Origin of the sequence: Paenibacillus rhizoplanae (assembly GCF_042684125.1) — a bacterium.
In the GTDB taxonomy this organism is placed as follows: domain Bacteria; phylum Bacillota; class Bacilli; order Paenibacillales; family Paenibacillaceae; genus Paenibacillus_AQ; species Paenibacillus_AQ rhizoplanae.
Genome location: NZ_JBHUKY010000033.1, coordinates 475,702 through 487,792, shown reverse-complemented (window position 1 = coordinate 487,792; position 12,091 = coordinate 475,702). Strand labels below are relative to the sequence as shown.

Genomic DNA, 12,091 nt, shown 5'->3' with positions numbered 1-12,091 from the left:
CCCATCCCGAACACGACCGTTAAGCCCTCCAGCGCCGATGGTACTTGGACCGAAGGGTCCTGGGAGAGTAGGACGTTGCCAAGCACTTAAGACCACTGTTGATTATCAACGGTGGTTTTTTGTTGTGCTATTGCTGATGTATTTCATAGAGATCGTGGGCAGACTGAGAAGTGAATGAAGAGATGTCCGTCATTTCACCTTGTCTGCTTCCTCTGAGACCCTACACAGGAGACTGGGGAGCCGTGGTGAAGGCAGGACTCCTGGGCCGCCCTACAGATAGAGAGATGTCTTAGAGGGCTTAAGAGCAAGCTCTTCGCGTTTGATGTAGATACTGAACATATAATAGAATATTTCTATTTCTATTGTATTATTCTATTTTATTTGATATAATACCTTTTGTTGTCGAAAGATTGTTCGTTCATCTGGCTCGTTGGTCAAGGGGTTAAGACACCTCCCTTTCACGGAGGTAACATGGGTTCGAATCCCATACGAGTCACCAACTTTTTTGTTTGATAAATTTATGGTTGTACATCTCGTGGAAATGTGTTATGATCATTAAGTTGCTTCTTCGATGGAGGCTTAGCTCAGCTGGGAGAGCATCTGCCTTACAAGCAGAGGGTCGGGGGTTCGAACCCCTCAGCCTCCACCATGCAGACTTTGCAAGCAAGAAGAGAATATTTTATAACTGACGCGGGGTGGAGCAGCCCGGTAGCTCGTCGGGCTCATAACCCGAAGGCCGCAGGTTCAAATCCTGCCCCCGCAATATTTGGAACCGTGGTGTAGTTGGCCTAACATGCCTGCCTGTCACGCAGGAGATCGCGGGTTCGAATCCCGTCGGTTCCGCCATTTTTATCAAAGCATTTGAATACATACCGTGTGCGGACGTGGCTCAGCGGTAGAGCATCGCCTTGCCAAGGCGAGGGTCGCGGGTTCGATTCCCGTCGTCCGCTCCATATTTTGCGCCCTTAGCTCAGCTGGATAGAGCGTTTGACTACGAATCAAAAGGCCGGGAGTTCGAATCTCTCAGGGCGCACCATTTTTAACTTCATAACATACTTTAATTGCTTCTCTATCTAAAATTTAATTATCCTTAGCGGATATATACGTATAATATGCCGGCGTGGCGGAATGGCAGACGCGCTCGACTCAAAATCGAGTGGGAAACCGTGGAGGTTCGAGTCCTCTCGCCGGTACTAAAAAAAGGCTTATGACATTGTACAATGTCATAAGCCTTTTTTATTGCACCGTAACTATAATAACTGATTGAGCCTGCTCACAGGCGCTTTCCCGTTTTGTACACGTTTTATATTATCTATAAAGAAATCGTATCTTTTTTTGTGGAATTTCCGGCCATCGGGCATTCCTGCGGTATGGGGAGTAAGGATCACATTACTCAGAGTGCGGAGCTCACTGTCTATAGGAAGCGGTTCGGATTCATACACATCCAGGCAGGCGCCGGAAAGTTCCCCAGTTTTTAAGGCATCTATCAAGTCTCTTTCGTTGACAATCCCCCCGCGGGCTGTATTGATAAAAAGGGCGGTATTCTTCATTTTTTTGAACACTTCTTGGTTGATCAGGTGCTTGGTCTGCTCAGTCAAGGGTACATGTACACTGACTATATCCGATGTACTTAGAAGAGTATCGATATCCGTCATTGTCACCAAATCGTCAGCCTGTACCACTGTCTTTCTCGCAGAAGCCAGCACATTCATATCAAAAACCCTGCAAAACGCAGCTACTTTTTTTCCGATAGCGCCGAGCCCGATAATCCCAATGGTTTTGCCTTCTAATTCACTCCCTGTATACTCTAAGTCATGTTCATCCATCCTGGATTTCATGAAATGATCAAGAAACGGTATGTTTTTATAATAGGACAGTATTAGTGCCATTACGTGTTCGGCCACGGCCTGTGCATTCACTCCTGCTGCATTGGCCACCCAAATGCCGAGCTGTGTACAGGCAGAGATATCGACATTATCATAACCTGCACCGGTCTGTACCAATTTTAATTTTTGGGCGGTAGCAAGCAGGCTAGGGTCCACTTTGATATGCTCAGGGATGAGGACCTGGCAATCTTCAATATGATGCAGCATTTCTTGTCCGGGCGGGACAATGACAACATTCCAGTCTTGCGGAAAATACCTTGTAATCTTTGATTGTGCGGTCTCGTTAAAATGACCAACGATGAGAATCTTCATGGTTAAACCACCTTTTCATAACCTGGACTATTTGACCCCTTGTCTGTGTTAATGATAATTTTAGACATAACGAATAATGTTGTAAAACGCAAATATTTTGTGAACTATATTAATATTTTCTATATATTGAGGTGGTATGCGATGTATTTTCCTGGGATTGAAGCGTTTCTAGCTATCGTACGGACAGGGAGTATCAGTAAAGCGGCCGAACTGCTGCACCTGTCACAAGCTACGGTAAGCTACCGGTTAAAGACATTAGAGCAGGAAATGGGCGGCCTGTTGGTTGAGCGAAGAAAGGGGGCACCCAAAATCAGTCTGACTCCAAACGGGGAGAACTTTTTCAGCATTGCGGAAAGATGGGAGGCGCTCTGGAGGGAGACACAAATCTTAAAGGCTAACGGTTCGCAGTTAAGTCTGGCCATAAGCGCTGCGGAAAGTATAAGCCACTTTGTCTTGCCTCCGGTATATAGAATGCTTAATCAGCATACCCCGTCCATCCGGCTGCAGATTCGTACGCAGCATACTCAGGAGGCTTTTGATAGTATTGAGCGGCGTGAGATGGATGTGGCGTTTGTGGTACGGGAAATCGTATCGCCTAGCGTTACTGTTCAACCGTTTTTTACTGAAGAAATGGTGCTGTTGCGCTTGGCTGTACCAGGGCGGCAGGCTGGAGATACAGTAGAAATGGAAGAATTGGCGGCAGAGCATGAAGTCTTCGTCAATTGGAATCGGGAGTTTCAATTCAGACATGACCAGTGGTGGGACCCGCTGTGCCCGTCCCGTGTGCATCTGGACACAGCGGGACTCATTACTACTTTTTTGACGGATGCCAGACAATGGACGATCGTTCCTGCTTCAATTGGCGCACATATGATGGGGATGGGAGAATTTGTTCTGCAGAAGCTGGCGCTGTCAGTGCCCCCAAGAATAGGCTATAAGGTCACTCATAAGTTTCCAAACCAGGCATTACACGAGCCCCTTCGGATTCTGGATAACTATCTGCAAGATAGATTTGGACTCCAGTGAGTTGGCCTGTTGTGCTGTACAATCATTGTACCCGCTTGGAAATCGGGTGGTCCGCGTTCATCTGCAGCAGGTCCCACAGGTTGCCGTACAGATCCTTGAATACCGCAACGATTCCGTACGCTTCCTCTTTGGGTTCTCTGACGAATTCAATCCCTCTGGAGACCATTTCATGATAATCTCTCCAGAAGTTATCGGTGTTCAGAAAAAGAAATACCCGTCCGCCTGCCTGATTGCCGATAAAGGACTCTTGTTCAGGCTTCGATGCCCGGGCCAGCAGAAGGGTAGTGCCTGCTGATCCGGGAGGGGAGACTACGACCCATCTTTTATCCTGCTCGGGCTGATAGAGATCTTCAACTAATGTGAAATTCAGCTTGTTTGTATAAAATTCTATGGCTTCATCATAATCCTTAACGACTAGAGCAATGTGCACAATGGACTGAAGCATCCCGGTCATCCTCTCATTCTAGGCAATGGTATAGCTCTTATTATTCTACTATAAATGGACCTAATCTACACCAGCTCAATTACCGCCATCTGATGATTCTCCAGGTAGGGAATCGTGTAAGTAATCTCGCCATCCTGGCTGAGTGTGAACGGCAATTCTGTCATGTAAGGAGCCAGATAAACCCGGTGGACGGGGCCGGGAGACGGGAGCCGCAGGCTGACGGTAATATCATGGAGCGGCACGAGGTCCTCGATGACTTCAATCCGGCCCTTCAGGGCAGGTGCAGCATAGAGCAGATGATTGACATAACGCTGCTCTGCCTGCTGATACTGCAGGGTCGTTATGCCGCGGGCCGGCAGATTGGTGCGCAGGGAAGGAAGGGGGAGCAGGCGAGACAGTGCATGCAGCACCAACTCCTTCAAGATAAGAGAGCCGGCTTCGGCGTACTCGCTGAATACCTTCCAGGCGATATAGATTCCGCTGCTGCTCTCGGTCATTCCCGGACCATTGTTCTCCATCGCGCCCGGCGTGTGCTGGTGGGAACAGAAGGTGAAGACGTCACGGTTAAAATAAGGGTTCTCCAGGTGTCCGAGTGCCTCTCCTTGTCCTTCCTGCAATTCGATTAGCTGACCTTCGCCGTACATGACAAAGGAAGCAGGCAATAACGCACCGGGTGTGAAATAGGGCTTGAAATACGCGGGCTGGTACGGGTTCTCTCCAAGCCAGGTGATTCCCATGTTCAGGGCAAATGCATTCCCGGCCAGGTTCAATCCCGAGCATCCGGTAACCAGCAACTTGCCGCCGCCAGCCGTGAAGCTCTCTATGGCATCGGCCAGCTCAGGCCATACAGATACCTCATCCGGGAGAATCAGCACCTTGTACGCGCTAAAATCGCTGAATGTATCTACGATATCATACAGGTAATGCCCTTCGGTCAGCATCCGCACCACTCCGGCGTCAGCCAGATTACGCTCTCCTCTGCGTGCTTGCCCGCCGGGACAGGCCTCCCGTGCCGCTTCCAGCGATAAGACGGCAATATCGGCCACAGCAGTGACCCCGCTGCACCATTCCTCCTTCGCCTTGACCTCGCTGTAGGCAGTGCCGATCAGGGCGTAAGTTGCCTCATCCATCAGGCCGGAGGGATGGAGCTGATCACCGATGGAGCATCTGGCACCGTGGGCCAGGCTAAGCGCAGTCTCGAAGCGCAGCGCGTTCGGATGCTTATAGCCGCCGAACTCTCCCCAGGAGGTATGGAATTTGCCGGTCATGCCGAGGAATTCCATGCCCAGCGTCTGGGCGTAGCGTGCGGACAGCGGGAAATGATCATATCCCCAGCCTCCGGTGGGCAGGGACTCCAGCTCCAGATGGCTGTTGACCTGCACGAGGTCGCGGCGTCCCCGCTGCTGATGGCCGTTGTTATGGTAGACCGGAAGACCGGGCTTCACGGCATCAATGGTCTCGCGCACACGGCGGGCATAGTGCAGATAGGTCTGTTCGCCCAGAGCCACAACCGCTGCTTCATCCCGGGGGTCCCGGCCCGCTGCCCGCAGGGCGGTAACGCAGTACTGGCAGCGGCATTTACGGACGCCGACGATATCGAGGAAGATGCCGTCGGCCTCGTACCGGGAGACGGCTTCATGAATCTGCGCCAGCAACAGGTCCAGGTACGGCGTGTTCATGCAGAACTCATGGTACCCCGGTGTCATAAAGTCCTTCACCCAGCGCGTGCGGTCTTCGGCATCGCGGATCAGCCACTCGGGGTGACGGCGGGCCAGCTTCTCATCAAGGCCCGCCGACAGATACACCGGTGTGCGGACGCCGATCTCATGGGCTGCCGCTATCATCTCGCCCAGCAGGTCAAAGGTCAGCTGAGGGTGCATCTCATTGGCTTCACTGGGATGATAGGCCCAGCCGTGATGACATTTGGAGAATACCGTGACAGAGTCTACATGACCTGTGCGCAGCATGGACTGAAACTGGGCTTTGGAGAATTCACGGCCAATGCCGGGAATGGCTTCTGAAGTATGGAAATCAAGGTGAACCTGACGAAAACGCATGGATACACAGCCCCTTATGGAATGGAATGAAAAGCGGATTCCCAGTCAATGTACCTCTTTATTGCCGCAGCAGCCAGTGATAATATAGACCTTAACTAGCACAAAACCGACTTAAGACAGAAGGAGGGGATATCATGCTGTGCCTGGAATTTTCCATTCCGCCGCTGCCGCAGTTCGTCACGGTGGGACATGCCGTCTGGTCGGCGGGGGACCGGCATTTCGCCCGCACGTTCGGGGTATATGATCTGCTGCTGGTCAAGCGGGGAACGCTCTATATGACAGAAGAGGGCAAGGAGTATGCAGTGGGTCCGGGAATGCTGCTGGTGCTGGAGGCGGGACGGCCGCATGACGGCTACCGTGCCTGCGAGGAGGATACGGAGATCTTCTGGGTCCACTTCATCCATGAATCTAAGCCGGCCTATATCCGGCGCGGGGATATTCCCTGGTCTTCCCTGCTGTCCAAGGGAACGGTGGAGGATGAGGAGCCTGTCCGGCAGCGGCTGTACCTGCCGAAGTTCGCTGCGGTCGATGTAGAGAGACTGGGGCCGATCTTGCGGGAGATGAACGAGATTCATAGCCGGCTCAGCGCAGGGAACGCGCTGCGGCTGCATCTGCTGCTGGCCGGGCTGCTGGCGGGACTGCAGGCGGAATGTGAACGGACGATCCAGCCGGAGCCGGCAGTCCGGCTGGCCCGGGCTGCCGCGGCCTATCTGGATGTTCATTGGAGGGAGCCGTTTCATCTGGCCCGGCTTGAGGAGGAGCTTCATTTCCAGGCGGATTATATTACGAGGTGCATGAAGCAGCATATCGGCACCACACCGCTGCAGTATGTGCTGCATCTGCGTCTGGAGGAAGCCAAGAAATTACTGGGCGGCACAGTGCTGGGGGTCTCGGAGATTGCCGAACGGGTAGGGATTCCGGACCCGAGCTATCTGTCCCGCCTGTTCGGCAGCCGGTTCGGAATCACGCCCGGAGCCTACCGGCGGCGGCTGCACCAGCAGGAGGCGGCCGGCGCAGCGGGACGGGAGGAGCTCTAAGCGCCTGTTCCGGCTTACGGTCAGGTACCCTGCATCCTCTCTCGGTATTGGCTGGGGGTGCAGTTGAATACCTTGCGGAACTGGCGGGAGTAATAATTCTGGTCATGGAAGCCGCTGTCCATCGCCACCTGGGAGATGCTCAGGCCGGGGCTGCGCAGCAGTGTGCAGGAATAATCCAGCCGCTTGCGGATGACATAATCCATAGGGGTGGTGTGGTAATTGCGGGTGAATACTCTCAGGAACTGGCGGGTAGACATATAGGCCCGGTCCGCCATGGATTGCAGCGTGACCGGCTGCAGGAAGTGCTCCTCGATATAGGTGACGGTCTCCCCGATCCGCAGCGCCTTGTTATCCTCATGGCCGCTGCTGTTCTGATAATAGCGGGAGAGCATGCCTACCAGAGCGGTGAAGTAGGTGCGGATCATCAGCCGGTAGCCTTCCGGCTGCCGGTCATGCTCCTCAAGAATATCATCGAGCAGCCGCGTAGCTTCCCTTAGCTGCCCGGCTTCAAGAGAGAGCATGCCCTTGAAGTACATCTCCTTCCGGTAGAACGGCTCAATATAGAACAGTGCCTGGAAGCCTGGCAGAAGTCTTAACTCGGACTGCTGAAGCAGCTGCTCGGGCTGGAACATTACATTGACGTATTCGATGCCGTCGACATTCTTGTAGCCGTGGGAAACGTTGCTGTGGATTAGAAAAACCTGGCCGGCGGTAACCGGATATTCCCTCCCCTCAATGATATGAACGGCATTTCCCGACAGAATAACGACCAGCTCCGAGAAGTCATGGCTGTGGACATAGTAATCATGGGTCAGCGGGCATTTCTGGATTCTGAAGGTGAAACCGGGCTCAAGGCCAATATCCCGCGCTAGTATTTTGGTTGTCATGGCCATATTATGCTAAAGAAGGTCGGGATCGTCAAGGCGGAAAGGGGCAGGCGGCGCTACCATTAGATGGCGGGTATACCGGCCCGGCTGCGGCAGGGCCAGGCACAGGCCTGCGTAAGGTGAGGAGGGACAAGAATGCTGCATGTACTGAGGAATAAAGGAATAACCCATACCGGAGGTCCCAAGATTCTGTTTCTCGGGGACAGCATCACGGCTGACGGACGGTATATCCGGCTGATCCGGGAATGGCTGAGCAGACACCGCCCGGAGTGGACCGTGGAGCTGGCTCCATCCGGAGTTCCCAGCGAGACGGTCTCGGGACTCAGCGAAGCGGCGCATCCCGGCCCGCGGCCGAGCGTCCATGAGCGGCTGGCCGGGGAACTGGCGGCAGCCGCTCCCGATGTGGCCGTAGCCTGTTATGGGATGAATGACGGAATCTATCATCCGTTCTCGGATAAGCGGTTCTCCGCCTATCAGGCGGGGATGCTGGCACTCAGCACACAGATTCGTGATGCGGGAGCAGGGGTAGTGCTCATGACACCGCCGCCGTTCGATGCCTTGTCCATGAACGGTCCACTGCAGCCGGCGGATGCGGCTGACTTCAGCTATCTGGCGCCGTATGAAGACTATGATCAGGTGCTGGAGCGTTATGCAGGCTGGCTGCTGTCCGGGGGGTGTCCGGCGGACGGAGTCATTGATCTGCGCACACCGCTGCTGGAGCATATCCGGCATGAGCGGTCGCTGAATGCCTCCTATAGATACGGCGACGGCATCCACCCGGATGCCCCGGGACATGAGGTGATTGCCCGGACCCTTCTCCGGGAGCTGCTTCGGTGCGAGCCGGATCAGCTGCCCGGTACGTAAGAATTCCCGAAGGCGGCTCACAGAACCACCGATTGACAAGCAATTTGGCGCGGGATTATAGTAAGGTCACCCTAAGAGCCGGGAGAGATCACCTATGAATGTACTTCAGACGATCCGTTCGCGGAAATATCTGCAGCGGATCTTACTCAGCTTCATGCTTGTTGTCGCTATACTGGCTGTGGCCTCGCTGTTTGTGAACTCGGGTGCCCGCAGCAAGGTGCTTAGCCTGCAGAATGAAGCCGACCGCAAGCTGCTGACCCAGATCAATTACAATATCGAGAACATGAACGGGATCGTAAAAGATCTGGCGGTGTCCCTGTACAATGACGAGGAATTGCTGGCGCTGAAGTCCGGTGCGGATTACAGGCAGAGCATTCTCAAAATTGAACGGCTTAACCATACGGTCGCAGCGTCCCCGTATCTTCATGCGGCTGTATTCTATAACGGGGCCCAGCACCGCTTCTTCTCGTCGCTGAATCATGAGATTGATAATAATCTTCTGTACAGCTCCCTTCAGGGCTATATGGACTCCAGGGCAGACTTGCCGAAGCTACAGCTTATTCCGCTGGACCTGGACGGAAAGGGCGAGGGCATTGATGTCTTTGCGTTCTTCCTGTATGACGGGGAGACGCTGGGTTCAATCAATGACAACGTGCTAATTCTGACGGTGAAGCCGGGCTGGATGCTGGATAACATGAAAGCGCTTAACCAGGTAGCCGAGCGGCAAAGTGATGTTCTATTCGTGACCGATACCGACGGTGAGGTGCTCATCTCCACCGGCGGGCAGCTGCCTGAGGATCTCGACCTCAAGGGGGAGCTGCTGCCGCGGATCAGCGAATCGGGCAGGCCGCTGGATTCCTTCAACTATAAGCATGACGACACGAAGTATAAGGTTACTTATCTGAGCAAAGCCCTGAACAACTGGCAGATTGTCAGCATGCAGGATTATGATGTGGTGCTGGGCAGCGTCCGGCAGATGAAATGGACGGAGATCGCGGTCACACTGTCCGTAGTTCTGCTCGCCGTCCTGCTGTCCGTGTTCTTTGCGGTACGTCTGTATAAGCCGGTAGGCCAACTGCTGACACTGGTTCCGCAGGATGTCCGCGGGGCGCCGCAGGCCAAGGATGAGCTGTCGCTGATTGCGGCCAACCTCACCGAGATGATCAGTAAGCTCAAGGGCCTTGAGCTGGAGCGGGCCTCGCAGTCCAATGTTGCCAAGCTCTATCAGCTCCGCAGCCTGATCGGCGCAAGCCACAGCCTGGATGAGCAGGCCTTCATGCAGCTCAAGGAGCAGCACAGCATTGACATCGCCTATCCGTCCCCGCTCCGTCTGGCGCTCGTTCAGATCGACAATCTGCAGGGGCTTGCGGCAGAGCCGGGACTGCCGATGGAATCCCTGCTGTATTTCGCCATAGCCAACATCGGCCAGGAGGTACTGCGCCTGGAAGGGTCCTGTGAAGCCGCAGATATGAAGAGCGGCCATCTGGTCTTCGTTGCCGGGAACACTGAGGAGGAGCTGGCGAAGCTGGAGGAGCGCTTCAGGGAGCTTCAGCAGAAGATTGCCCGTTATTATCATATTACTTTTACCGTTACACTAAGCGAAGTGTTCAGCAATTACCGCCTCATTACCCGGCATTACAATCTGGCTATACGCCACTCCAACTACCGGATGATCTTCGGCAAGGGAGCGGTTATGGAGCCTGGGCTGCTCCGGGAGAATGAGCAGAACGAAGCGCTGCGTATCCCGCAGGAGCTGGAACGGCAGCTGACAGACGGGCTGAAGGGCGGAGATCTGGCAGAGACGGAGCAGACGATCCGTAAATGGAGAGAGCTGCTCGGCGGCTTCAGCTACGAGAATATGTACTCTGCGGTGCTGCATCTTGCTGTGACCTTAAACCAGACGCTTGGCGAGATGAACAGCCGTAACGTCAACCCGGTCTCGGTCAACCTTCAGGCGATTAACCGGCGGATTCTGGAAAAGGAAACACTGGATGAGATCGAGACTGTCCTTCTGGAGGTGGTGCGTGAAGTCGCGGAGCAGCGCCGGAGCGGGCGGGAAGACAAGAACCGGCTGCTGGCGGAAACGGTGAAGGAGATCATTGATAAGCATTACGCTGATCCCGACCTCAATGTGCAGCGGATCGCCGATATGCTCAAGATGAGCTCCGTGTACCTGGGGCAGGTGTTCAAGGCGCAGGAAGGGACGACTGTGGTCGACCAGATCAATGCCGCCCGGCTGTCCTGTGCCAGAGAGTATCTGGAGCAGAAGGACCTGACTGTGACTGAGATTATGGAGAAGGTCGGATTCGGGAATGAGAGCTATTTCTACCGCCTGTTCAAACGCCGCTACGGCACTACGCCGAAGGAGTACCGTCTGAAATGTGCTATTGACCGCAGCAAATAACCCCCTTCTCTTCATACGCCAACCACAAGTCCGCTGAATGAGCGTTGCTCATTTAGCGGGCTTTTTGCGCCGCACCTGAGTTCTGCGCCCGCCGGAACAGGAATCTGGCAACAATACAGCCCGCCGTTACAGCATTCTTGCAATTGTACAGTAACGCTACAGCCGGATTCTGCGCTATGTTAGTCGTGCAAAGCCTGGGACACAGGCAAACAGCTGCAGCTAAGGAAGGAAAGGAAGGGGCTTTGGTTATGTTGAATAAGATCGGAAGAGAGCTGCATCATTTCAAGAACAACCGGGAGCTGTTTCTGCTCTCACTGCCGGGACTGCTGTACAAATTGATTTTTGCCTACATTCCCATGATCGGCCTGATTATCGCCTTCAAGAATTACCGGTATGATCTCGGTATCTTCGGCAGTAAGTGGGTGGGACTGGATAATTTCCGTTATTTATTCACTACGGATACGGCATGGAGGATTACCCGGAATACGGTTCTATATAATACCGCCTACATTGTGGTAGGTACCTCGGCCGCGCTGCTGCTGGCGATTCTAATGAATGAAATCAAGGCGAAATGGAGCAAGTTCTACCAGACAGCCTTGTTTCTGCCACATTTCCTTTCATGGGTACTTGTGGGTTATGTGGCCTATGCTTTCCTGAACCATTCGGATGGTTTTATCAACCGCACCCTGGAATCCTTCGGGCTGAATCCGGTGAGCTGGTACCAGGATGCCGGGCCGTGGCCCGTCATTCTCATTCTGGTTCAATTATGGAAGGTCGTGGGCTTCAATACGCTGATTTATTTTGCCGGGATTATTGGCATTAACAGTGAATATTACGAGGCGGCGCGGATCGACGGGGCAACCAAGCGGCAGATGGCGTTCAAAATCACTATCCCGCTGATGGCTCCGATCATCATTATTATGCTGATTCTGTCCATCGGCAATATGTTCCGCGGAGATTTCGGCCTGCATTATTTCATCCCGAATAACTCCGGTTTCCTGTACGGCTCTACGGATATCATTGATACCTATGTATACCGTGCGCTGCGTGAAGTCGGCAATGTAAGCATGTCTGCGGCTACAGGCTTTTACCAGTCGGTTGTAGGTCTGGTGCTGGTGCTGACGGCTAACGGAATTGTGCGCAAGGTCGATCCCGATAATTCCCTGTGGTAAG

Annotated in this window: 9 protein-coding genes, 7 tRNA genes and 1 rRNA gene; 13 read left to right on the top strand and 4 right to left on the bottom strand. The window is 53.7% G+C overall.

The window, feature by feature from the left end; translation table 11 throughout:
* The 8 genes from rrf to ACFSX3_RS20940 form a co-directional block, all read left to right on the top strand.
* Positions 1 to 84, top strand: a 5S ribosomal RNA gene (rrf, locus tag ACFSX3_RS20975); the annotation flags it as partial.
* 340 nt (positions 85 to 424) lie between these two features.
* Positions 425 to 499: transfer RNA gene (locus ACFSX3_RS20970), tRNA-Glu, on the top strand.
* A gap of 74 nt (positions 500 to 573) precedes the next feature.
* Positions 574 to 649: transfer RNA gene (locus ACFSX3_RS20965), tRNA-Val, on the top strand.
* Positions 650 to 689: 40 nt separating this feature from the next.
* A tRNA-Met gene (locus ACFSX3_RS20960) sits at positions 690 to 763 on the top strand.
* 5 nt (positions 764 to 768) lie between these two features.
* Positions 769 to 846, top strand: a tRNA-Asp gene (locus ACFSX3_RS20955).
* A 32-nt stretch (positions 847 to 878) separates the two neighbouring features.
* Positions 879 to 953 (top strand) — tRNA-Gly (locus ACFSX3_RS20950).
* Positions 954 to 959: 6 nt separating this feature from the next.
* Positions 960 to 1,036: transfer RNA gene (locus ACFSX3_RS20945), tRNA-Arg, on the top strand.
* Positions 1,037 to 1,114: 78 nt separating this feature from the next.
* Positions 1,115 to 1,193: transfer RNA gene (locus ACFSX3_RS20940), tRNA-Leu, on the top strand.
* A 57-nt stretch (positions 1,194 to 1,250) separates the two neighbouring features.
* Here the strand turns inward: ACFSX3_RS20940 and ACFSX3_RS20935 are convergent.
* Positions 1,251 to 2,198 carry an NAD(P)-dependent oxidoreductase gene (locus ACFSX3_RS20935; protein WP_209994190.1) on the bottom strand — a complete coding sequence of 316 codons (948 nt, stop codon included), beginning with the start codon at positions 2,196 to 2,198 and terminating at the stop codon, positions 1,251 to 1,253.
* Between the two features lie 141 nt (positions 2,199 to 2,339).
* Here ACFSX3_RS20935 and ACFSX3_RS20930 point away from each other — a divergent pair, with 141 nt between their 5' ends.
* Positions 2,340 to 3,224 carry a LysR family transcriptional regulator gene (locus ACFSX3_RS20930; protein WP_209994191.1) on the top strand — a complete coding sequence of 295 codons (885 nt, stop codon included), beginning with the start codon at positions 2,340 to 2,342 and terminating at the stop codon, positions 3,222 to 3,224.
* 22 nt (positions 3,225 to 3,246) lie between these two features.
* Here ACFSX3_RS20930 and ACFSX3_RS20925 read toward each other — a convergent pair whose 3' ends face one another.
* Positions 3,247 to 3,669 (bottom strand): VOC family protein, encoded by a 423-nt coding sequence (locus ACFSX3_RS20925; RefSeq protein ID WP_209994237.1) that lies wholly within the window; start codon positions 3,667 to 3,669, stop codon positions 3,247 to 3,249.
* A gap of 65 nt (positions 3,670 to 3,734) precedes the next feature.
* Entirely contained in the window at positions 3,735 to 5,726 is a 1,992-nt protein-coding gene (locus ACFSX3_RS20920; protein ID WP_209994192.1) for a beta-galactosidase trimerization domain-containing protein, read from the bottom strand.
* A 134-nt stretch (positions 5,727 to 5,860) separates the two neighbouring features.
* Here ACFSX3_RS20920 and ACFSX3_RS20915 point away from each other — a divergent pair, with 134 nt between their 5' ends.
* Positions 5,861 to 6,763 carry an AraC family transcriptional regulator gene (locus tag ACFSX3_RS20915; RefSeq protein ID WP_209994193.1) on the top strand — a complete coding sequence of 301 codons (903 nt, stop codon included), beginning with the start codon at positions 5,861 to 5,863 and terminating at the stop codon, positions 6,761 to 6,763.
* A 20-nt stretch (positions 6,764 to 6,783) separates the two neighbouring features.
* Here the strand turns inward: ACFSX3_RS20915 and ACFSX3_RS20910 are convergent, their stop codons facing one another.
* Positions 6,784 to 7,650 carry a helix-turn-helix domain-containing protein gene (locus ACFSX3_RS20910; protein ID WP_173128771.1) on the bottom strand — a complete coding sequence of 289 codons (867 nt, stop codon included), beginning with the start codon at positions 7,648 to 7,650 and terminating at the stop codon, positions 6,784 to 6,786.
* 135 nt (positions 7,651 to 7,785) lie between these two features.
* Here ACFSX3_RS20910 and ACFSX3_RS20905 point away from each other — a divergent pair, with 135 nt between their 5' ends.
* From ACFSX3_RS20905 to ACFSX3_RS20895, 3 genes are all read left to right on the top strand, one after another.
* The gene (locus ACFSX3_RS20905) at positions 7,786 to 8,514 is read left to right on the top strand and encodes a GDSL-type esterase/lipase family protein (protein WP_209994194.1); all 729 of its coding nucleotides are present in this window, start codon (positions 7,786 to 7,788) and stop codon (positions 8,512 to 8,514) included.
* Positions 8,515 to 8,608: 94 nt separating this feature from the next.
* The gene (locus tag ACFSX3_RS20900; RefSeq protein WP_209994195.1) at positions 8,609 to 10,918 is read left to right on the top strand and encodes a helix-turn-helix domain-containing protein; all 2,310 of its coding nucleotides are present in this window, start codon (positions 8,609 to 8,611) and stop codon (positions 10,916 to 10,918) included.
* A 248-nt stretch (positions 10,919 to 11,166) separates the two neighbouring features.
* Entirely contained in the window at positions 11,167 to 12,090 is a 924-nt protein-coding gene (locus ACFSX3_RS20895) for an ABC transporter permease (RefSeq protein WP_211720845.1), read from the top strand.
* The last annotated feature ends 1 nt before the right edge of the window (position 12,091 follow it).